The organism is uncultured Microbulbifer sp. (genome assembly GCF_947489355.1).
In the GTDB taxonomy this organism is placed as follows: domain Bacteria; phylum Pseudomonadota; class Gammaproteobacteria; order Pseudomonadales; family Cellvibrionaceae; genus Microbulbifer.
In genome coordinates, this window is the sequence record NZ_CANLDD010000004.1 from 79,698 (window position 1) to 102,916 (window position 23,219).

At 53.3% G+C, this 23,219-nt stretch carries 11 protein-coding genes; all 11 read right to left on the bottom strand.

The annotated features are described in order from the left end of the window. Window positions 1-12: 12 nt before the first annotated feature. Genes Q1A48_RS03650 through Q1A48_RS03700 form a run of 11 tightly spaced genes read right to left on the bottom strand, consistent with a single transcriptional unit; the run spans window position 13 to window position 23,179 of the window. Window positions 13-1,119 carry a Gfo/Idh/MocA family oxidoreductase gene (locus Q1A48_RS03650; RefSeq protein WP_299941350.1) on the bottom strand — a complete coding sequence of 369 codons (1,107 nt, stop codon included), beginning with the start codon at window positions 1,117-1,119 and terminating at the stop codon, window positions 13-15. Further along, on the bottom strand, window positions 1,109-3,403 hold the full coding sequence (locus Q1A48_RS03655; RefSeq protein WP_299941354.1) for a class I SAM-dependent methyltransferase: 2,295 nt from the start codon (window positions 3,401-3,403) through the stop codon (window positions 1,109-1,111). Before Q1A48_RS03655 ends, Q1A48_RS03650 begins: the two co-directional genes overlap by 11 nt. Before the next feature lie 9 nt (window positions 3,404-3,412). After that, window positions 3,413-4,564, bottom strand: a complete 1,152-nt coding sequence (locus Q1A48_RS03660; RefSeq protein ID WP_299941357.1) for a class I SAM-dependent methyltransferase — start codon at window positions 4,562-4,564, stop codon at window positions 3,413-3,415. Continuing rightward, entirely contained in the window at window positions 4,561-5,661 is a 1,101-nt protein-coding gene (locus Q1A48_RS03665) for a saccharopine dehydrogenase NADP-binding domain-containing protein (RefSeq protein ID WP_299941360.1), read from the bottom strand. The genes Q1A48_RS03660 and Q1A48_RS03665 overlap by 4 nt, the downstream gene beginning before the upstream one ends. Continuing rightward, the gene (locus Q1A48_RS03670) at window positions 5,658-7,412 is read right to left on the bottom strand and encodes an ABC transporter ATP-binding protein (RefSeq protein WP_299941362.1); all 1,755 of its coding nucleotides are present in this window, start codon (window positions 7,410-7,412) and stop codon (window positions 5,658-5,660) included. The genes Q1A48_RS03665 and Q1A48_RS03670 overlap by 4 nt, the downstream gene beginning before the upstream one ends. Then, window positions 7,409-9,202 (bottom strand): ABC transporter ATP-binding protein, encoded by a 1,794-nt coding sequence (locus Q1A48_RS03675; RefSeq protein ID WP_299941365.1) that lies wholly within the window; start codon window positions 9,200-9,202, stop codon window positions 7,409-7,411. The genes Q1A48_RS03670 and Q1A48_RS03675 overlap by 4 nt, the downstream gene beginning before the upstream one ends. Beyond that, on the bottom strand, window positions 9,203-14,788 hold the full coding sequence (locus tag Q1A48_RS03680; RefSeq protein WP_299941368.1) for a non-ribosomal peptide synthetase: 5,586 nt from the start codon (window positions 14,786-14,788) through the stop codon (window positions 9,203-9,205). 48 nt (window positions 14,789-14,836) lie between these two features. Next, the gene (locus Q1A48_RS03685) at window positions 14,837-20,932 is read right to left on the bottom strand and encodes a non-ribosomal peptide synthetase (protein WP_299941371.1); all 6,096 of its coding nucleotides are present in this window, start codon (window positions 20,930-20,932) and stop codon (window positions 14,837-14,839) included. 36 nt (window positions 20,933-20,968) lie between these two features. Next, complete coding sequence (locus tag Q1A48_RS03690) at window positions 20,969-21,460, bottom strand: phosphopantetheine-binding protein (RefSeq protein WP_299941374.1); 492 nt, start codon at window positions 21,458-21,460, stop codon at window positions 20,969-20,971. Beyond that, complete coding sequence (locus Q1A48_RS03695) at window positions 21,438-22,853, bottom strand: isochorismate synthase (RefSeq protein WP_299941377.1); 1,416 nt, start codon at window positions 22,851-22,853, stop codon at window positions 21,438-21,440. The genes Q1A48_RS03690 and Q1A48_RS03695 overlap by 23 nt, the downstream gene beginning before the upstream one ends. Beyond that, the gene (locus tag Q1A48_RS03700; protein WP_299941380.1) at window positions 22,850-23,179 is read right to left on the bottom strand and encodes an isochorismate lyase; all 330 of its coding nucleotides are present in this window, start codon (window positions 23,177-23,179) and stop codon (window positions 22,850-22,852) included. Before Q1A48_RS03700 ends, Q1A48_RS03695 begins: the two co-directional genes overlap by 4 nt. Window positions 23,180-23,219 lie beyond the last annotated feature (40 nt).

Genomic DNA, 23,219 nt, shown 5'->3' on the forward strand with positions numbered 1-23,219 from the left:
ACGCGTTTTCTTCTAGTCGCAAGCCTGGCGAACAATATCGGTAAGTGCCTGCACTGATACTGGTTCCGGTTCCCCGGGCTGGATTAATGCCGGCATACCGATACGCGCAGTTAAATCACTCCATGCCATCGACACACTCAAAGCCCACTGGCCGCTCTGTCTACGTTTTTCAGGTTGCGCGATATCAGCGCAAAGGGAATGCAGAGCCTGGATAACGGCCTCAGGCCAAGTGAGGGCAAAAATATCGTGGTAACTGCGCATGTCCGTATCACCCAGGGTTACCATGCTGGGCACCGCCAATCGCTCGGTACCCTCACCGCTCAGTATCAGCCTGCCTGTTTGATCCCGTGGTGAATGCAGCCTTGGATTCCACAGCACGGGGCCGTGGGTATCGGCCAGGGTTAGAACACCCCCCTCACTACCTATGGCAAGTCGATGCAGTAACAGGGAGTGATTGTCCGGGTCTTGTGGGTGCACCTGATTTTGTATGCGCAACGTCAAGGGCACTCCACCAAGAGTGGCCGATAAACTCTGAAAAGGGTGCCCTTCCGCTTGCACCGGCTCGCTAAAAGACCAGGGACGAAGGCCGCCTACCGCGCGTCCAATTACATCCAGCAGCGGATAGGCCATCTGGCTGTTGCAGATAGCATCGATCATTTCCAAGCGCTGGTGCCGACGTAAATATTCGGCCGCCGCCAAAAATTGTCTGGTAGGACGCAAATTCGGATATAGCGTATTAACCGCGTAAGCCGCATTTCCCTGCTTTGCCGCCAGCAGGTTTGCAGTAATTTCCTTGGTGTGGACCGGGTGCTCCTGCAATACATGAATACCCCGCTTGAGTAGCGATTGGGCCAATTCAGAACCCTCGCCCCCCGTTGCCCCAGAACGAACAACAACACAGACTATATCGATGTCATCGGGAATTTGCTCAGCCTCGGTATAAAGCGGCACCCCATATTGTTCGGCACAACTTCTGGAATAATCACTACCCCGAGCCAATAAACCGGCCAATTCAAAATAATCCCGACCGGGTAATCTGGAGGAAGTCAGGGCTTCGAGATAAATACGCCCAAAGCCTGTCCCTGCAACGACAACTCGCTTGCGCTTTTCAATTTCCACAGGACGAATCTCCCTGATGACTGCCCATGGACTGGGCCCATTCCTGCAACTGGGCATGGTCTACCTGTCCCTCAAGCGTCAGAGGCAACTGGTCCAAAACCTGGATAAAGATTTCCGAATCAAAATGATCGATATATTCGGAAAGATAATCTGCCGTCAGGCGCATTTGATTTTGCTTGGCTCTACAGGCAAAGAAGCGATGTCCCTGTCTGGATAGGGGGTGTTCAGAGACAGGCAAATCCATAGCCAGCTGTAATCCGGCAGCCTCCAGGGCATTGTGCCACTGGGAAAGTGACAGAAATGTTGCACCGAAATCCGTGCGCTCGTCGACGGCATCGGCCAACATAAATGCCTGTGAAGCCATCACCCAGAACTCCTCACTGGTTGGCTCGGTCATAATGAACCAACCTCCCGGGCGCAATAACTCAGTCACTCTTCGCAGTGAGGCATCTGTGTTGTGGGCGGCATTAAAAACACCACCGGCAATAATTACATCGAAGCTATTAGGGGAAAATCCCTGGCTGCGCAACGAACGATCAATATCAAACAAACCTCGGCGCAACCAGGGGCGTTGCTTCTGATCGCCATGTTGTGCGAAAAAGCTGTCGAGAAAAGCCGCAGAGATATCCGTGAACTGGTAATCAAACGGGGTATGGCCACTGGCATCGTCCAACACGGGCAAGAGGGCCTGGGTTGTCGCGCCGGTACCTGCACCAACCTCTAAAATTTTCAGGGGCTGCGGCTGCTCTTCCCAGCTATTTAAAATGGACTTCAATAAAGCACTGACTGCATGCTGTTGGTACCTGGCAGCGATACCCTCCCGGTAGAGCGCACTCGCCAACTCAGTGCTACCACGGGGGAACAGCAGGTGCACAGCCTGGACTTTGCCTCGAATCAGATCTGGTAATTGCGCCGCATTAGCGCGGGCGTAATCAATCGTTTTGCTAGCTCCAGAGAGTGCTCGCCAATCCTGTTCCAGTTGATCCCAAGCCTGGGCAAGAGCGGTATCACTGTAGTTATCTGGATCAACCTCGACACGCCAGCTGTCACCCTCAGCACTAAGCAGCTGCTGCTCTTGTAAAACCCTGATCCAACGTTTGATTAAAGCTTGATGCTGTTGAGCAACTGGTGGGGTTTCGAGTATCTCTGCCAAACTGTGTACTGAGCACTGATCACAAAACAGTCCCAGGTGACTAAAGGCATTCAGCATGGAAAGCAAAGCGGTAGCGTTAAGTTGTTCGGTAACCTTTACCGCATGTTCCAAGTCAATATGGGCAAATTCTGTATCCAGCTCGGTATTAATTCCTTCAAATAACCCAGCCATATCGGGCATGCCAGGCTTGTCCGGTATCCTCTCCTGTACCTTAGCTTGTGCAAACACAGCCCAGCGGTCGCACCCGGTAAGGGGCACAGTGGCAGAGTTGGCGACAGCGGGATGTTTCGCAACACTCTCAGTGATGGCCTCGAGCTTTTGGGTTAACGCCTGCTCTGCCTTTGCAACAGGTTCTATACCCGTCTCGCTACAGACCCAACCAGCTATCTCACTGGCTAATAGGCACCGAGCATTCTGCAACAGGGGTTGTGCCAGCAATACTTCGGTTTCATAGAGCAGGCATTGCAGATTTTTCAGGTTTGTCAGGGCAATTGCGGGATGTGCGACCAACCCCTTTAATAAGGTTGCCAGCAGTATTACTCCGCTAAATCCCGAGCGTTCCAAAACGACCAGTGCTTTTGCGGGATTGATTTCCGGCGACTGCAAATAGACAGCAAGCCCACAACTCCATGCTGCAAAAATAGCAAATCGAGCAAATTTATTGAGAGGGGAAAATACCCCTACACTGCCCTGAAGAGCCCCTAGCGAGTCCTGCTGGGATTTATACAGTGTGAAATTTGCTTCAGCGTTGTCAGCCTCTATCAGCCCCTTCTCTGTTAACAACAGGGAAAGTTCTTCTTGATCAACTTCCAATAAATCTGGGGTTTGTACTTTAATTGCCAGGGGCTCAACCTCTGCATTAGTCGGGGCTTCAGTTTCAAACCCGATCCCCAACCTTAGCGCCACCACGTGCAAAAGCAGTCGAACTGCTTCTTCGCAACTATTGGCAGGTAACAGCAGTGTGTTACCTTGCAAGATATCCAGCTGCTCACCCAGGTTTTCTGCTACAGCGTTTGTCCAGGCCAGTATCTGGTTACCATTCCACTCATGGCCATCAAGGGATAATGCAGGCGCTTCTCCCAACTGCTCTAACCCACTTAAGAGTTCTGCTGCTATTACTTCATTTTTCATTACAGCTCCTTAAACAGCTATCGCAAAAAATAGAGTTTGACCCGCGACCGATAATGGCGATGTCGATGAAGGTAAGAAGCACTTAATCTCAAAGCCGGCCACAACCAGTTCTTCCTGCCATGCTTTGCTGTCGATAAACACCTGGTCGGTCCCTCCTCGCCGGTCTTCACTCCCCAGCAGAGGCTCCGATTCTGCGGGGGAAAGAAGAAACTGCATTGCCGTTAACATGGCATGGTTTTCCCGAGTGGATTCGCTAAACAACAGCCAGCCACCATTGACCAGAGAACGACGAATACGCTGAAGGGTCTGACCAATATGAGCGGCGTTGTGTAAAACATTGCCAGCCACAACAATGTCGGTGCTGGCTGCTGGGATTGACTGCGCAGTGAAATCCGCATTGATATCGAGCAGGCTGCAACGCAAACCGATGTGATTGCGGAATTTCTTCTGGGCAGCGGTGGTGAATAGAGGCGATATATCCGTAAAGCGATAATTAATCGGCCTGCCGGCCAGATTATCTAAAATTGCAGCAGTGGTTAGACCCGCTCCACCGCCTAATTCGAGCACTCTTAACATAGGACCGGGTTTAACAGCCTGTTTTACAATGCTTGCCGCCGCATAATTGAGATAAGTCGTAAACCAGTTGTTCTGGTAAGCGGCCAATGCGGTTAGTATTTCTCCATTCTCGAACAGCAGTTGATTAATGGAGACCTGATCTCGCACCAGCTCCGCCAAATGCGTGAGGAGCTTTTGGTGAGACTGAGCCATTTCGGGGGGAAATCCCAACGCATCGTAGGCCTCCGGTAATTTATCTGCCCCGGCTGCACTCTCGGGAATTTTTTCCCAGGAGTAGTTGCCATTACTGAGCTTCAAAAACTCCCGTTCAACCAAGGCCACCAGCCAGCGGCGAACCAGCCAGTGGTGTCGGGAAGCGGCACCCAGTGTATTAATAATTTCGTCACTGCTGCGCCCGACATCTTCGGCGGTCAACGCGCCGCTGGAAGAAAGCAACTCCATAATCGCCCACAGGCTGATGAATTCCAGCCTCTGCATTGCACCAGGCAGTTGCGCCAAACCACTGTCTACCGTCAGCTCAGCAGGTAGAGCTGCCAGCCCAGCCTCATGGACGGTATTGGCAGTTGGAGGTGTTAGGTTTTTCAAATGGCTCCCTCCTCAAGGCACTCCATATCTTCAATACTTGTTTCCAGGGTGGTTAAAAAACTGAATGCCCCAATCTCCGACATACGCTCCATCGCTGATCCCGGCGGCAATACTTGGGCGCAGTAGTGGCAACCCGCAGGGATTTCATCTTGAAGTACAGCCATAGTGGTAACTGCGGCTATCGCTGCTGTTAGATCTGCATTGCCCGTGCCCCGCAACGCGGCCGTGCGAGTGCGCTCTTGCCCGTTGTATCTACCGGTAAGCTGCAAAAGTAGGACCACATAAGGATGGCGCCCCGCCAGATCCAGTTCACTGGCCCGACACAGCGCTGCCCGCGCTTCATCGCGGCTCAAACCATGGGCGCTATTAAAGGCCGACAAAATATGAGAGCCGGTAATTGCGTTATACCAATTGCCTTCAGAGAGGGATAAGTCCCGGGCCAAACGCTCGCTTTCACTGTTTAAATAGGGGAGAACCGTGGCTTTGTCTGGAAAAAACGGCAGTTCCACATCGGAGCGGCGCTTCAGCAAACCATTTACCCTGCAACCTTTACGCCAGGCCGCTAAGGGCTTGCTGTGCTGTTCGTTGGCGCCTTGCAAATAATCATCGGCGGCGACATCGGTAAACCGGTCGCGCAGGCCGAAATAACTGGCCAGGCTCTCTACCTGCGAAAACTCCTGCTCTGCCAGCCAGCGTGGTAGCAAGCTGCTCAGCCCCGGCTGTAAGCCGGCGGATAAAACTGCAATCAATCCACGGCTCTGGTAATAGGATGAATCGAGTTGCTCATAGAGAGCCTCATCGCCAGCAACATCGATATAGGCTGCCCCCACTTGTGCCACAGCCTTGGCAACCCTGTCGCCAATTAAATGTGAAGGTCCTGCGCAATTAATCAGGACTTTACAGCCGGATACAAACTGATCCAGTGAAGCAGCATCCAGGTAGTCCACGGCCTGATAAGAAACAACTGAATTACTGGATAGAGGCTGTTTATCTGCATTGCGACCACCGATACGCAAAGGGCCCACTTCCAGGGACTGTAAATAGCCGGTAACGGCTGCGCCCACATCGCCGTAGCCACCTAAAATCGCAATTGTCACAAGCTCACCTCCGTATCGGTCTCAACCAGTTGCCAGCCAGTTGCACGACTGCGCTGATGCCAAAAATGTGTGTAAAGGCCTTGCTGGGATAACAATTCCCGGTGATTTCCAATCTCGGCCACAGTACCTGCATCAAGTACGATAATTTGGTCCGCATTCATCACGGTGGACAATTGATGGGCGATCACAATAAGAGTGGAACCCTGTTGTAACTGCCTCAGGGAGCTGTTCAGGTATTTTTCATTGCGCGGGTCCAGCGCCGCTGTCGCTTCATCCAGTACAACGATCGGTGCGGCTTTTAATAGGGCGCGGGCGATGGAAACCCGCTGGCGTTCGCCACCGGAAAGTGCAGCGCCCCCCTCCCCTACCTGGGTCTGCCACCCCTGCGGCAAGCGCTCGATAATCTCATCCACTCCAGCCAGTTTCGCCACGCTTTCCAGTTCTTCCTGACTGGCTTCGGGACAGCTCAAACGAATATTCGCTTCCAGGGTGTCGCTGAACAGATACACATCCTGCATAACGATAGAGACTTGCCGCATCAGATCTTCTGTGCGCAGTTGCCGCACATCCACCCCGCCCACTTTTACCTGGCCCTGGTCGGCATCAAAAAAACGCAGCAACAAACGGGTGATGGTGGTTTTACCGGAGCCTGATGCGCCGACTATCGCTGTAGTTGTGCCCGGAGAAACCCTAAAGGAAAGATCCTCCAATACCGGTTGTCCCGGCTCGTAGCTGAAATTCACAATTGAAAATTCAACCCATCCGATCTGCTCGGTAAATGGCTGAGATTTGGATGGCTGAGGTAGCGGTTGCTCAAAAAGAATAGCGGCCAGTCTGCGTAAATCATTACCGGCCATGCGCAGCAGACCACTGCGCCCGGCGAGTTCCGCCAGAGGACCGGTAAATCGGGCCGCCAAAGCTAGCAAAGCCACCAATTCAATAGGGGGAAGTTGTTGATTGAGCGTGAGCCAAATGCCCACGGCAATCACTGCTGCAAAGGCGAGTTGCACCATAAATCCCCCGGCAAACAAACGGGGGAAGGTCTGCCGTAACATGGACCCAGCGGCTCTGCTTTGTCCGGCAATCGCCTCTTCCAGTGGGGGGTAACCGCTGACATTTTTGCCAAAAGACCTGAGTACCGCTTGATTGCGGGCAAACTCCACTACCCGGTTACTGGCGCGGGCACCGGCAGCATCCACTTCCGTTTCCATGGCGCCTATCCACTGGGCGGACCAGCGGTGGCCAATATAAATCAAGGGCACAAACAACAAAGCGGTCAGCCCCAGTCGCCAGTCAAACCACAACATTGCCACCCCCACTGTCAGTGGAGTGACAACACCGCTGACAACAGGGGGTAACAGATGCGCAAATACGTTGGTCACCATCAAGGTGCCCCCGGTTGCACTGCGGGATAAACGACCGACTCTTTCGGAATTGAACCAACCCAGGGGAAGTTGAGAGAGGTGTTCCCCCAATCGATTGTGCAGGGTTTTCAATACCAGGATGGCCAGCGCCGCTCCTTTAACGGTTTGCTGGTAGCGGGCTATACAGGCAATTGCGACAACTGAAAACAGGGCAATCAGCCAGAACCCAACCGCCTCCATCTCAGAGGCCAACAGTGCACTGAGCAGAGGCACCAGAAGTGTCACCGCGATTCCCTGCAAAACCCCATAGGCGAGAAGCCATACTGCATAAATGCCAACTTCACGGCGATGCGCAGGTCCTAGAATGGCGAGCAAACTGCGAATCATGATGAGACCCCGCTAGTAACCTGAGCCTCATCACTCATTGCTTTTTCACTCTGTTCGGCACTGTTGTACAAACGCCATAATTCCGCGTAGTGCTTGCCTTCGGCCAACAATTGTCGGTGACTTCCACATTCAACCAAGCGGCCGCCGTCCAGGACCGCAATCTGATCGACACCGGTGATGGTGTGCAGCTTATGGGCGATCACCAGTACCGTGCGATTGCGCACCAGGCAGGATAATGCCTGCTGAATTTGAGCTTCGGACTCCGGATCGGCATGGGCTGTGGCTTCATCCAAAATCAACACAGGGGCATCTGCTAAAAGCGTGCGCGCGATACTTAGGCGCTGCGCTTCTCCACCAGAAAAAAAGGCTTCCTTGCCAATAACCGCCTGGTAACTTTGGGGGAAACTTAAAATATGTTCATGAATGCAGGCACTGCGCGCTGCATCCTCTAGCTCCTGGTCACTGGCATCCGGGCGCCCAAGGCGCAGGTTGTCTGCCACAGTGCCAGCCAACAGCTGGGTCTCCTGAAGTACAAAACCCACATGTCGATATAAATTTTCTGGAGCAATATCACGGACATCGACGTCCCCCAGGAGTACAGCACCTTGGGTCACGTCATAAAAACGAGGCACCAGCTTGGCCAGGGTGGATTTCCCGGCACCGGAACTCCCCACCAATGCTGTGATCGAGCCGGGGCGACAGCGCAAAGTAATATCGCTTAAGACCGGCCGATCCTGGGTATAGGCAAAACCGACCTGCTTAAAGAGCAGCCCTGCATCTTTGGGCTCTTTGGGTTCAGAGGTAACAGCCTGGGGCTCAACCTCCAATAATTGATCGATCCTGCCTGCGGCAGCTTTGGCTTTTTGCTGGGCCGTCAGCCCCTGGCTCAAGGTGAGAATGGTCTGGGGAATTATCACGGCGATCAGCGTTGTTGCGAGAACATCAATCGGCTGAATGGCTGTATTCACCACCAGCCAAGCTCCCCCAGACAAACTCACCAACATAATGACTGGCACCGACAAGGCCAGAGAGGTTACGGCCTCCAAACGGACAAGCGGTGTCACCCAGCCCGTGTAACGGCGGCTGAAATCCTCGACGGCCTGTTGGTAATTTCTGTGAGCGCGGCCGGTTTGCGAGAAAACCTTAACCACCGCAATGCCGTGAACAAATTCGACAATCGCAGCACTGACCCGAGCAAAGTCCTTATCCAGCTGCTGCATTTTTTCCCCGAAACCACGCATCATCCAGGCGTAGGACACCAGATAAACTGGCAGGGTAAGTACTGCCAACAGGGCCAAGCGCCAGTCGAGCCAGGTTAAATAACCCAGGCCCGCCAGTGGCAGTACAAACGCAGCGGCCAACTCCACCTGGTGGTGCGCAACCATATGGTGAAGATCATCAAGGTCGTCTTGCACCGCTTTGCGCACCGCGCCGGAGGTGTGTTCGCTGTACCAACCCAGGGGCACCTGTCCCAATTTCCGCACCAGGGCCCGTCGCAGTTCCGCCTGCATACGCTGGTCTGCAATATGGGTTAACCACAAACCGATCACGGTGCAGATCCACCCCATCGCCAGCCCGGCAACTATCGCGAATACAACGGGAGTAATCGCATCGGCGATACCACTGATATCGGGCGCCAGGAACAGGCGAGCCAGCTCAACGATACCGATAAAAGGGATCAAAGAAGTGAGCGCACCACAGGCACCGAGCGCCACCCCCAGCCACACGAGGCCACGAAATGGACGCATCAGTTCCCGCAGGTTGGACTTTGGCGAAATGTACTCAGCCATTTATTTGCCCGCTTTACCGCGCTGTAATGGTTTTGCCAAGTGCTCAACGACAGTGGCAACCTGCGGCGGCTCCATCACGCTGAAGTGATTGCCCGGCACATCAATTAATTCAAAATCACCCAGACAAACATCCTGCCAATAAGGCGCAGCCATATGGCCTACGCCGGCGGTGACACCGAAGGATTGCTCTTCCTGGCAGCGCAAGTAGGTCATATCGCCAATATAGGGAGGCAGATCAAAACAGGCAGCGCGCATACTGTGTCGGCACACCCGGAAAAGCCCCGGTATCATCGCGGCTTCAACCGGCACACCCGCCTGGGCAGAGGCCAACTCGGTGTAACCGGTCAGGCGCTGTTCCTGGGTCAGTTGTGAGCGTTGCCGCACGGCTTCAGCGACCGCTTTAAGCCCGGCATCACCATCGAGTTCTGCCATTGCACCGGCGGGAACACGACCGTTGTGTTTCTGCATTAAGGTCTCGATCGCGCGGGAAATATCTTCGCTCTCGATATGCTCACCAAATACCGCTTTTACCGGGTCGAGATTTAGATTGGGAGCAAAAATCGCTTCAAAAGCCAGCTCTTCATCGGTATCGACAAACATTGGAATGCTGTCGATCAAGCTCAGGTCAATCACATCGACACCGCGCTCCAGCAATCTCCGCGAAACTTCCGTCGCCAGCAGGCCGCCCAGGCAGTAACCAATTAACTGGCAACGCTGATAGCCCTCGTCGATGATTCTTTGTGCGTAATCATCGGCGGTGCGCTCGATTAACTCTTTGGCATCAATGGACAGATACGTTTCTGTATTGGCGACGGCAATTCCAATGACCGGGCCCAAATCCTGGGCCGCAAGCGCTTTGCCCAGGTGCTGGAAATAATCCAGGGTACCCAGGGCCGCATGGAACATAATCCGTACCGGCGCCTCTTCTTTAGATACCCCTTTACCCTCGCCCTTATGACTGAAAGGAACCATCAAGGAGTTGCTGCCCTCGCGGGTAGTTGCAACCAGATTGTCGCTATCCGTGTCTGCCTGTTCCTCCGCAGCGGCATCCGGCTCGACTCTCAGTGCTCTGGCCAATGCAGCAACCGTCGGTCCATTGAGCATGTGGCGCAACAAGGCGTCGTAAGTAAACGATTTTGCCTCGGGAATCTCTTCCAACAAGCGCCCTGCAACCCGCGCCATAATCAGCGAGTCACCACCGAGATCGAAAAAGCTGTCCTGTCGGCCCACATTATCGAGGCCCAGTGCATTAGCCCAGAGCTTGCACAGAGCCGTTTCCAAAGGGTCCATCTGTTCTGAGTGGGCAGCCTCTTGTGCGTCACCAGTCGCAGGGCGCCAACCGGCGAGCATTTTACGATCGACTTTGCCATTGGCGGTGAGCGGCAGCTGGTCGAGAACTTGTAAATGGGCGGGCACCATATGCGCGGGCAATCTATTCGCTAAAAAGTCCCGCAATTTCCCGGCACTCAAATATTGCCGATCAGTTTTCATCTGCGCGGCCAATAAGTTCATGCCAAAAGCCGACAAAGGATGCTCATCTTCCGGCAGGCAGAGCACTTGGCCGGCACCATGGGCTTTTAACAGCGATTGCCATTTTTCGATAGACAGGAACTTGGTCGCACCACAAGCGCGATCATCGCCGGCGGGGTCCATCATAAAACCCTGGGTGAGTAAGATATGGGCGTGATCCACCGTTGGCTCAGTCAGGATTAACCAGCCTCCGGGCGCCAGCAATTCGACAGCACTGGCGATAGCCGCGTCTGGATCTCGGGTACTGTTGAGCATCCCAGCACATAAAATGACATCTGCACTATTGGGTGCCAAACCCTGGGCGCGATAGTCTGAATTGAGATCCATTAACCCGAAGCGCACCCAAGGCCATTCTTTAAATTGACGGCGAGCCTCAGTCAGGAAAAATGCGGTCATGTCGGTAAATAGATAGTCAACGTCATATCCATCCAACATGGGAATAACCGATGCACTGGTAGCCCCTGTGCCAGCGCCCAACTCAAGAACCGTTAACCCTCTATCGCTCTGGGCGGCAATGCGGTTAATTAATGCGGCAACCGCGGCATTGTTATAGCGGGCAATAAGGTCATCCCGATAGAGGGACAAAGCCACCTGCTGGTCGCCCTGGGGGAACAACAATTCAAACGGGTTTTGTTGATTCGCTAATAACTGGGGTAATAACTCGACATGATTCCGGTGATATTGCAGGAATTCCCGATTACAAAAACCGCTTTCAATTCCCTGCTCAACGCGCTTCCACGCTTCGTCAACAGCAGAGATGTCGACTGCCTGGGTACGCGTGTATTTTTCCTCAGCAGCGGCGCTGATAGTGGATAAGCTGAGCAATTTTGCCTGAACGAGAAGGTCCAACCAACGACGCACCAGCCAGTGATGCTTTTCATGGACTTCCGCTAGTGAAAGAATTTCTTCTGCACTGTATCCCTGCTCGCAATCTGTAAATGCCCCCAGGCCCATCAAGCCGTGAAGCATCGACAACAGGGCCGCTTCTTCAAGCGCCTGCACATAGTCGCCGACACTGACAGCTTCCGGCTCACCGGCCTGGTAGTGCGCAAACTGACGCACTGAATTTACCAGCTCGGGATCGATAACCGCCGGCTCGGTATCATCCAAGCAGCGACTTTCCACAAAGCCCAACAGATTTAAATCCGCTCGCGAATCGCCCTCTTTCTTCTCAATCACCGCCGTTGCTGTTGATACTGCGGGGTGGGCCAATAATGCAGACTCCACTTCTCCCAGTTCGATACGGTGCCCGCGAATTTTTACCTGCCCGTCTTCACGGCCCAGGAATTCGAGTTCACCTCCGGGTAAGTAACAACCCAAATCGCCAGTGCGGTAAAGGCGCTGGCCGTCCACTGGATGAGAGAAAAACTTCTGTTCAGAGAGGGCCGCATCACCGAGATAACCATCAGCCAATCCCAGGCCAGTAATCATCAGCTCACCCGCCACCCACACAGGGGCATCGCGCAACTGGCTATCCAGCACCCGGAAGCCCTGGTTCGTCAGCGGCACGCCATAGGGAATACTGCTCCAGGCGGGATCGACTCGCTCAATACGGTGGTAGTTAGACCAGATTGCAGCTTCTGTAGCCCCACCCATGCCGATCAGATTGAGTGCGGGCACATGGCGCCTGATATGTTCCGGTAAAGTAACCGGAATCCAATCCCCCGATAGCATTGCCAATCGCCATTCGGACAGCGGCCGAGGCTCTGTATCCAGATAGGTGGCCAGCATTTGCAACTGCGCGGGGACAGAGTTCCACAATGTCACCCGGTACTCATCCATGACCTCCGCCCAATGTGAAGGGTCTGCACCGCGGGCCGGATCGGGCAACACCAAAATCGCACCGGCTGCCAAGGAGCCAAAAATATCGTAGACCGACAAATCAAAACTGAGTTGGGCCAAACCCAAAATACGATCGCCCGGGCTCACTTCGAAGCGGCGATTAATATCCAGCACCGTATTTAAAGCGGCCCGATGATTAATCATCACACCTTTGGGTTCGCCGGTAGAACCGGAGGTGTAGATAACATAAGCCAGCTGCTCGGGGTCGCCATTACTGGCTACCGGAATCTCAGTTTCAGGTGCCAGGGTATCAACACTGATCACCTGCACTTCTGATGGCCACTTAATTTGGCTGGCGAGGTCGCTGAGTGTCAGGACATATTCCGCCTCTGCACTGAGCAACAATTTATTGAGCCGTATTTCCGGTTGTGCCGCGTCCAGTGGCAAATAGATACCACCGGCCAGGAGCACACCGAGGGTCGCCGCTATTTGCTCTCGCCCTTTCGGCATTGCAATGGCTACGCGGCTACCCAGCTGGAAACCTTCTTTGGTGAGCGATTTGGCGATACCCGCCGCTTTTTTCGCCAGGTTGCCATAACTCACACTGCCATTGCTATCAATAATGGCGGTAGCTGCCGGCGTTGCCGCAGCCTGTGCAAATACGCCCTGATGCAATAACTCTGAAGGAACAGGTCCATCGGTTTGATTAACCTGATGCCTTTCCTGTTGCTGCCACTCGGGTAAAGAAACCGGAGACTGGCCAAGCCATTGCCCGTCGCCGCCAGCAGCAAGCTCATTCAACAAGCCGGTAAAGGCCGCGAACATATCCTCTACCAAGCCCGATGGAAAAACGCCCTGGCGCACGTCCCAGTTAATTTCCAGACCTTCGGCATCATCTCTCACCTGGCAATCCAGGGTGACTTGCGGTGTCTGGGTAATTCCTCTGCCGGACTTTCTACCGCTAGCGGGTTTTTCGGTATCTCCCAGGCCAATAGCACTGGTAAATACCACCGGCATCAATGCGGCCTCGGGTCCTCGCGCACGGGACATTTCCCGCAGTACTTCCACACCGGAGAACAAGCGGTGATCAATATCACTAAACAGCTGCTCGCCAATGCCAGCCGCCCAATCTCGAAAGGTTTTTCCATTGGAATCACCAATCGCCAACACACTGACCGAAGTAAAATCACCGATCAGCTGGTTAACCTGAGGGTGTAAGGACAGCCTATTCAATAAGGTAAGACTTAGGCTAAAGCATGGCTGGCGGCTCCACCGCTGCAATACCGCCCCGTAGGCAGCCAGCACAGCTACCGACGCGGTCAAGCCGGCAGTACCGGCTCGCTGCTTCAGGGTCTGCCAGTGCGCCGTGTCCAGGCGATAGTGGTGGCGATCAAAGCGTACAGATTCCGCCTCTGAAGCGGGCGGCAATACCGGTAACTCAGGTGCCGGCGGCAGTTGCTCAAGGCGATCCAACCAATAGCGACGATCATTTTGGTAGCCCTGGCTGTCCAATAGACTTCGTTCGGCCAGCAGGTAATCGCGAAAATCAATTTCCAGTGCTGGCAGGACTGCGCTCGGGTGAGACAGCAGGAGATCGAGCTCATTAAATAAAATGCCCGCACTGGCCCAGTCCGCGATCAGTGCATCCATAGAGAAATGTACTATATGACCCTTATCTGTGCGGGTATGACGCAGCTCGAACATGGGCCACTCACCAATGGTGTAGTTGCGGTGGCCCAGTTCATCTCTCACCGATTCCAAGGCAAGCTCCAGGTCCTCTTCGTCCAAACCGGTGAGGTCCTGGCTTTGCATTTGGTAGTGTGGCACTTGGGGGAGAATCCGCTGGTATCCCTCCTGCTCGATAACCACCCGCAACATTGGGTGACGCTCAATCAATTGGTTCCAGGCTTCCTGCAAGCCTTTTGGGTTTAATCCCGGGTATTCCAGCTCCAGGTAACCGTGACAAGCAACGCCCCCATAGCCAAATGCATTTTGCCGCCCCAACAGATAGGCGGTCTGCACATCGCTTAAAGGGAAAGGCGCATGCCGATTTTCCACGTCGGCCTCGACCACCACTCCCAAACCCTGGTCGTTGCCAGCGACTGATTGAGCCGCGTTCAGTATTTCGATAATTTGTAATTTGTGTTCCCGCAGCCTCTGCTTGTGCCGCTCCGTCAGCAGGCCTTTGGCCGCGCGAAAACGCAGTTGTTCGGACTCGGTCCAGAGTTCCACCCCAAGCCCTTGTAGTTCGTCGATCAGTTCCATAGCCGCCATGGGGTTAAGACTCCGTCCAATCGTTGACAAATAAGTGGTTCAACAACTTCATATCACCCCCTCTTCCACCCACTCCGCATCAATACTCTCTAGTCGTTCCATTGCACTTAGGGCACCGGCAACATCTGTCAGTCTCGGGGAGGCGAATAAACGTCTGAGGGGAAGCAGCATACGATGTTGCTGCTTTAGGCGGTCGATAAACCGGGTTGCCAATAAACTATCGCCACCCAATTCAAAGAAATTTTGATCGCGGTTTATGGCTGGCAGGTTAAGAAGTTCCTGCCAGATCAGTGCTACCAGGCGCTCGTTATCCGTTACCAGTTCAGCCGCTTTTTCCTGTTGCGGTTTTTCCACCGCATTCACGAGTTTTAATACTGAAGCCCGATCCAATTTATCGTTAGCACTCAGGGGCATTTCCGGCAAAGTCACTATGAGATCCGGGACCATATAAGACGGAAGATGGAGACTAAGGTACTCGCGCAAGTCATCCGTACTAAGAGTTGAAGGGCATTCAGGTTTGAGCACAACGGCAGCAACCAGCTGTTGTTCTGTGGCCAGCACCAGGGCACGCTGCACAAACATCTGACGATTGAATACGGTTTCGACTTCACCCAGCTCTATGCGATGGCCACGGACCTTCACCTGGCTATCGGCGCGCCCCAAAAATTCCAGACATCCATTGGGCCAGTAGCGCCCAAGATCCCCAGTGCGATACCAGCGCTCACCATCGATCGTAACAAAGCGCACTTCGGTCAACTCGGGTGCCGCGCGATAGCCCATGGCGACACCATCACCACCGATCCACAGCTCACCCGTTATCCAGTCAGGGCAGTCGCGCCCCTGGGTATCCATCACCCTAAATTTCTGGTTGGCCAGGGGGTATCCGTACGGGATCGAGTGCCAGCTTGGGTCGACTTCTACAACTTCAAAACTGTTAGACCAAATAGAAGCTTCAGTGGCGCCACCCAGTGCGATAAAACGGCAATCGGGCTGTATTTGTTTTAATCGCTGGGGTAAATCCAGGCCAATCCAATCGCCGGAATTTAATACCAAACGCAAATTGCCAGGCGGTGTACCGGCACCGACAGTGAGTAACATATCCAGTAGCGCCGGTACCGTATTCCAGATGGTGATGCCGTAGTGACATACCAGTTGATGCCAGCGCTCAGCATCCCGCCGGTCCTCTTCCTCAATCAATACCAGTGCACCGCCTACCGATAACAGTCCAAAGATATCGTAAACAGAGAGGTCAAAATCCAGGGCTGAAATGGCCAGTACACGATCATTTTCATCAACAGAGAAGCGTTCGTTGATATCCGCAATGGTATTCCAGGCGGCACTGTGACTGATTTCGACGCCCTTGGGTTCGCCTGTGGAGCCGGAAGTGAAAATGATATAAGCCAGTTGCTCAGCTTCTGTTGCAATCGGTTCACCAATAGAAGCGAACTGTTCGGCCTGTTGAATTGCGCTTTTGTCGAGTACCACTTTTACATCGGCACGGCGTAACATTGACTCACGCCTTGCCTGCGGTTGATCGATACCGACAGGTAAATAAGCGGCTCCCGCTGCGAGTACCCCCAAAACAGCGGCAATCTGGTCGGGCCCTTTGGGCAGGTTGACGGCCACTACCTCGGCAGATGAAACCTGGCTTTGCAATAACCAGGCAGCGATGCGCAAAGCACGCTCTGCCAGGACGCCATAACTCAGGGAATTTTCGTCTCCCCAATACAAGGCGATATTCTCGGGATTCGCTTTTGCCTGCTGGAAAAATCGCTGCGACAAGTTATCCGTTGGATTAATTGCGATACGCTTTTCAAGCTGGGTTCTCAGTTCTCGTTGAGCACTGGGTAATAAATCAGGCGGTGTGGAATCCCATTCAGCCTCACCCGTCCATTGGAGCAAGCCGATATAGGTCTGGAACATTTCCGCGCACATCCCCTCTGGGAAAAGCGCTTCAACCACATCCCAATTTAAGAAAACGCCACCCTCGACTTCGACCACCTGGTGATCCAACCAGACTTGCGGCGTTTGTGTCAGGGCCCAGATGGGTTCCCGCAGAGGTCCATTTTCCGATGCCGCTGTACCACCGGGAATACCCAGTGCACTGGTGAAAACCACGGGCATTGTGGCTTCCGCGTCGCTCTGCCGGCGGGCTAATTCCCGCATCAGGCTAACACTGGAAATATCGCGATGTTCCAGGGCCGCGCCAACTTCCCCTTGTATTTTTTTCGCTCGCACCAACCAGCTGTCACCGGCCTCTGGCCGGTAACCCACCAGGGTCAGGGAGGTGAAATCCCCCATCACTCGATAGATATCCGGGTGAACTTCACGGCGATCAAACAAAGTAAGGTTCAAGCTCAGGTCGGGGCGACTGCTCCAACGACTAAGCACTTCGGCAAAAGCCGTTAAAAGGAGGCTCGAAGGCGTGATTCCCTGCTCAGCCGCGCGCGCAACCAGGTTTTGCCAGGTATCTTTATCAATATGCTGTTGATGACGCACAAAGTGCGGGCGCTCAATGGATGCCGGCTCCCTTACAATGGGTAGCTGAGGCGCGGGAGGCAGCTCCGATAATTTGTGCTGCCAAAAAGTTTTTGCGGTAGCCAGGGGACCTTCTGGAAGATCACTATCAAATACGGCGGTCGTTTGTGGCAATACAATGCGCACATAATCGCGGAAAGAGAGTTCGATAGAAGGTAGATCAATACCGGGACTCTGATAGAGGATATTTAACTCTCGGTAAAACAGCAGAATACTGAAGGCATCGAGAATTAAATTATCCAAACCGATAGCCAATCGGGTATTGCGGCCACAGCGCACCGCACGAACATCAAACAGTGGCCACCTGCTGGGCTCAAATACCTGCTCCGCGCATTCCTGTCGCAGTTGCGCAAAAGCAGAAGCTGGATCGCTGTCTACTTCTGTAACATCAATGGAAAATCTCGGCACATCGGCAAGGATGCGCTGTCGACCTTCGCTGTCGAATACAGCCCGCAGCATTTCATGGCGGGCAATCATCGCGTTTAGCGCGGACTCCAAACGCTCCAGATCGAGATCAACAACGTCGTATTCGCGGTAAAAGTGACAACCGATACCACCCAAAACAAATTCTGGGTCCCTTCCCAGCCAATAGGCCCGCTGAACATCGGTAGGTTCAAAAGCGGCGTACCGGTTGGCCTTATCCGATTGCCACTGTGTGGCAGCAATTTCGTTAGTACCTTTGTTTCGCTGTGGGTTCTCAGTTGGATCTTGAACTAATATCGCAGCAAAGTCGGCCAAGCTGGGCTGGCTAAACAATTCCGACAGTGTGACACCTGTAAAGCCAGACTCGCGCAGGTCTCGCACAACACGGGTTGCTAACAGGGAGTCACCCCCAAGTGCGAAGAAGTTATCGTCCCGCGCTATATCGGTAACATCAAGGAATTTGCACCAGGCGGCAGCCACCTGCTGCTCTAATTTACCTTGCGGTGGGTTCTGCTTTGCCTGGTGCTGCGACAGGGATTCATCGGCAAACTGCTGTAAGCCACCGCGATCAATTTTGCCATTGGCGGTAAGGGGTATTTCAGCGAGACAGCAAAGCTCACTGGGCAGCATGGCGCTGGTCAATCGTTGGCTCAGGAATTCACGCAGGTCGTTCAAGGGTTCCTGCAACTGTTGCAAATCAACAAAGCACTTTTCTGGATTGATATTCCCTTGCGATAATTTGGATTCCAGAGCGACAACCGCAACCACACCTCGCTGAGTCAACAATGCAACCGCTTGCGCAATCCCTTTGTGTGCGGTCAGTGCCGCTTCAATCTCGCCGAGTTCAATGCGGTGTCCACGCACCTTGACCTGATTATCGGCGCGGCCCAAAAACTCCAGGCACCCGTTCGGCCAATAGCGGCCCAAGTCTCCGGTGCGGTACCAGCGCTCGCCTTCGTCTGTCACAAAACGGGCTGCGGTGATACCGGGAGCACTGCGATACCCCAAAGCAACGCCAGCACCACCGATCCACAACTCCCCTGTCACCCAGTCAGGGCAATCGCGCCCCAGGGCATCCACCACTCTGAATTGCTGGTTGGCTAGGGGGTAACCATAGGGAATAGATCGCCAAGAGGAATCAACTTCTTTGACTTCAAAATTGTTCGACCAAATAGAAGCTTCAGTGGCGCCACCCAAAGCCATAAAGCGGCAACCGGGATTTACGCGCTTTAATCGTTCCGGCAGGTCGAGGCTGATCCAGTCACCAGAATTTAATACCAGGCGCAGCTCTCCAGCTGGAGTATCACCACCCGTGGTGAGCAGCATATCCAAAAGCGCCGGTACTGTATTCCAAACCGTTACGCCATGTTGGCACACCAACTGATGCCAGCGCTCAGCGTCCCGCCGGGATTCCTCTTCAACCAATACCAGTGCACCGCCGGCGGACAAGAGCCCAAAAATATCGTAAACGGAAAGGTCAAAATCCAATGCCGATACGGCCAGCACTCGATCATTTTCGCTAACCGAAAAGCGCGCGTTAATGTCTGCTATGGTGTTCCAGGCACTCCCGTGACTAATTTCGACGCCCTTGGGTTCACCGGTGGAGCCAGAGGTAAAAATGGTATAGGCGAGATCTTTTGCCTCTCCCACGACAGGCTGGGATAAAGGCGCGACACCGGAGAGCACAGACAAGTTATCTATAACCAGCTTGGCTCCAGCAAGTTTGAGTACGCGCTCTCTACGCAACGGTGGCTGGTCTATACCCAGCGGCAGATAAGCCGCTCCTGCCGCTAATACGCCCAAGGCTGCAATAATCTGCTCCGGCCCCTTGGGTAATAAAATACCGACCAAATCACCGGGCTCAACACCTTGAAGCTGTAAATACGCGGCCATCGCCAAAGCACTGTGGGCCAACTCCCCGTAACGGATTTGTTCACCGTTCCAATAGAGAGCCACTGCTTCAGGGCAGTTTTTAGCATTGCTAAAAAAATGTTCGTGTAATTGGTGAGACTGGTATGGCTTGGCTGTGGAATTTACCTGCTCGCGCTGGTGCTTTTGCTCCGCTGGCAGCAGCGATGGTATGGGCTTGGCCCAGAATTCCGGGCTGCCGATCAGGCATTCCAGTAACTGCGTAAAGGCGGCAAACATGCCATCCAGGACGCCGGGAGCAAAAGCAGCTTCCCGTGCATCCCAGTTTACGGACAGGCCACCTTTGAGTTCCATAACCTGTACGTCCAGCCACACTTGTGGCCCCTGGGAGATAATCCAATTGACATCTCCAAAGGCACTGCGAACTGACTCGCCAAATAATTCTCCCAACCCAAGCGCACTGGTAAAGACGACCGGCGCAAACACCGTTTGTCCCTGTTGCCTGCTGAGGTCACGCAGCACCTCTACGCCGGAATAACTCCCGTGCGCTACATCCTGACGGAAGTTGTGTTGTAAACGCTGTGCATGCTCAACAAAGGTTCCACTCTGGCTGCCCTGCCAGGCAAGCAAGATCGAAGAAGTAAAGTCTCCTACCAGAGAGTTGACATACCGGTGCAGGGATTCCCGGTCGAACAGGGGGAGATTCAGCAGGAAATCTGACTCTTCGCTATAGACCGTAAGCACTTCCGCAAGCGCCGCTGCCAGGGTCATGGATAAAGTAATACCGTGACGACTCGCAAATTCCGCTAGCTGGTTTTTCCGATCAGCAGACAGACTATAGTGGCGACGAACAACGCGACGAGTGTCTTTAGACTCAATACCTATTGCAGTGGGTAATTGAGGAGCGCCGGGCAAATCTGCCAGGCGATCCTGCCAGTGCGCCTTAGCCCGCAGCTTCTCAGCCTGCCGCTCTTCCTTTGAGTGAAGAGCGCTGCGATCAGCCTGGTAGCGCGGATAACTGTAACTCAGCGGTACCAGTGACTGCTCTGGTTCCAGGTAGAGCTTGGCCAAGTCATTCAGTAACACGCGCAGACTAAAGGCATCTGCAGCTACCATATCCAGATTAATATGCAGGCGTGTGCCGCCAGCTTTTAATTCCGTAGGTAACAATGAGAGCTGTACATCAAAAACCTCGCCCTGCAATATATCCAGCTGCCGATGGGAGAGTTGCTCCCTAACAGCGATAAGACTCTGCTCCGCTTCTGCGGCAGCCTGATGCCTGAAATCATGAACCTTTAAACCGGGCCAGCTCACTTCAGCGGGAATCTGTTGTCGACCATCATCGAGGATTTAAACACGCAGCATCCCATGCCGCTCGAACAGGGAGCGCACAGCCTGTTCCAATCGATCAGGTACTACTTCCTGGCCATCAAACTCATGATAAAAATGTGCGGCAACGCCCCCTAAATATTGATTCGGGTCTCGTCCAATCCAATAGGCATGTTGCATCGGTGCCAAATCAAAGGGAGTGCCTTCATCAAAGGCTCCCAGCACAGATAAATGTTCACTGGTACTTTCTTCAGTTCCAGTAGCCAACTGAGGTAGAGAAAGCCAGGCTTCCAATTGAGGCACCGCGATAAGATCAGCAAATTTTACCTTGATCTTTTTCTGCCTTAATTGGCCAGCTATCTTCATGATTTGTACTGAGTTGAGCCCCAGTGCAATTAAGTCAGCCTGCGGATGAATGCCATTAATATCGGCATCAATAGCCTGACAAACTAAATCCTTTAACAAACTGGCCGGACTGATTGGCTCTGATTTATTCTGCGGCTTCGGCGACAAGAGATACGCTCCTTATTGCGTCTCGGATAACACGCATTTTGATACAACTTTCACGATACTCGTGGGTAGGAAGGGAGGCTTCAACGAGGCCGCAACCGGCAAACAGTGTCACCCTGCCTTGGGTTAAAAGCGCAGAGCGCAATGCAACGGCAAACTCCCCTTCCCCCCTGGCATCTAACCAGCCAACTGGCCCAGCGTACCAACCGCGGTCCAGGTTTTCATTTTTGCGGATATACTCCAGTGCTTTTTGCCTCGGCAGGCCTCCCACTGCGGCACTTGGGTGTAAATCGGATAGAACCTCCAATAGATTTACCCCTTGCTTAGCGCAGCCATATAATGGCGTCAGCAAATGCTGAATCTGCTTCAATTTACAAAGCTCGGGCTGGTCTGATACCCATACACTCTGGCAATGCTTGCGTAAAATGGAAAGGAGGTGACACACCACCAAATGATGCTCAAAGCGGTCTTTATCACTGTTGAGCAAAGATAATCCCAACTTATCATCTTCGCCCGGGCCCTTTCCCCTTGGGGCACTGCCCGCCAGGGCAACCGTGCTAATACGCCCATCTTTACAAGCGACCAAACGCTCGGGTGACGCACCAAGAAAGCAACTCTTTTTCCGTGCAAAAGCAAACAGGAAAGCGCCGGGATAGTGATCTCTCAGGTATTCGAGAATATCCCCAGGACAACAATTCAGGGCTAGTGAGTCCGAGCGTGCAAGGACCACTTTTTGCAATTCATTCCGCTTGATGGACGCAACCGCATCAACGACACACTGTTGCCAAACCACTGGATCAGTATTACTGTTGTAAAGATCAACCTCCTCCAGCAATAAACTGTCATTGTTAGGCGTTGTTAAGGCGCAGGATAAAATACTTTGCCACTGCGCATATGCTCGCTCAGCAGCAAGACCACAATCCGTTTGACTGCTAACCATCAAGTTGATTACCAGATAGCTGCGGTTCTCTTCACAAAAAAGGGTCAGCTCAGGCAGTGTCAATACGGCTGGGGGAAAATCTTTCCAGAGTGGTGACGGCGCTCTCTGGCAATCAAAGGCAAATCCGCCACACAAAACCGGTTGATGGTCTCCGATCACCACCGAGGACACCAACAGCTTTTGCCAGCTAGCTTGGATTTCGGACCAGGATCCTCCAGGGGCACAGCTAAACTCACAGGCAGAACCAAAACCCACGGAGTAATAGTCACTAGAAGGTGTACCCCACAAGCTCACGGTGCGTCCATATTGATAATTTGCCGCAAACAGTGCGAGTGGATCGCGCCTGTGGCACGGCAATGAATATGATGCCAGCACCTTAGACTGCTGATGCTTCGCTCGGGATTTTGCTTCTTGCAAGCATTGCTTCAAGCCAGCAAACTCAAAGCGCACCGTCATACATCCTCTCCCATCGACGCACGATAAGTTTTACGCCAATGCAGTGTTTGCTGATTAATAAACCACCGAATAATGTCGGTAAATAGCAATTCTATGTAGTCAGCACACAGCTTTTCCTCCTCAGCCCAGTGACGCCGATCAATTAACATAGCCACCACCCGGTCTGGAGCGGAAATACTGGTTTCATCTGGTTTGAACTGTGCGGCAGACAATACATAGCCCATACGTTGCTGCAACAACCTGATGATCTCGCGGTCTATGGCATCGATGCCCTGGCGGATTTCATTCAGATTTTTACATTCCATTGGCAACCTGGCTGCTTGCATAAAAACTCCATCACTGTAGAGCCGATCTTTCCATTGCTTT

Excerpts from the sequence above, each read along its gene's own strand:
- Q1A48_RS03680 (WP_299941368.1), bottom strand. The coding sequence starts at position 14,788 with ATGGCGGCTATGGAACTGATCGACGAACTACAAGGGCTTGGGGTGGAA.
- Q1A48_RS03655 (WP_299941354.1), bottom strand. The coding sequence starts at position 3,403 with ATGAAAAATGAAGTAATAGCAGCAGAACTCTTAAGTGGGTTAGAGCAG.
- Q1A48_RS03675 (WP_299941365.1), bottom strand. The coding sequence starts at position 9,202 with ATGGCTGAGTACATTTCGCCAAAGTCCAACCTGCGGGAACTGATGCGT.
- Q1A48_RS03700 (WP_299941380.1), bottom strand. The coding sequence starts at position 23,179 with ATGCAAGCAGCCAGGTTGCCAATGGAATGTAAAAATCTGAATGAAATC.
- Q1A48_RS03670 (WP_299941362.1), bottom strand. The coding sequence starts at position 7,412 with ATGATTCGCAGTTTGCTCGCCATTCTAGGACCTGCGCATCGCCGTGAA.
- Q1A48_RS03695 (WP_299941377.1), bottom strand. The coding sequence starts at position 22,853 with ATGACGGTGCGCTTTGAGTTTGCTGGCTTGAAGCAATGCTTGCAAGAA.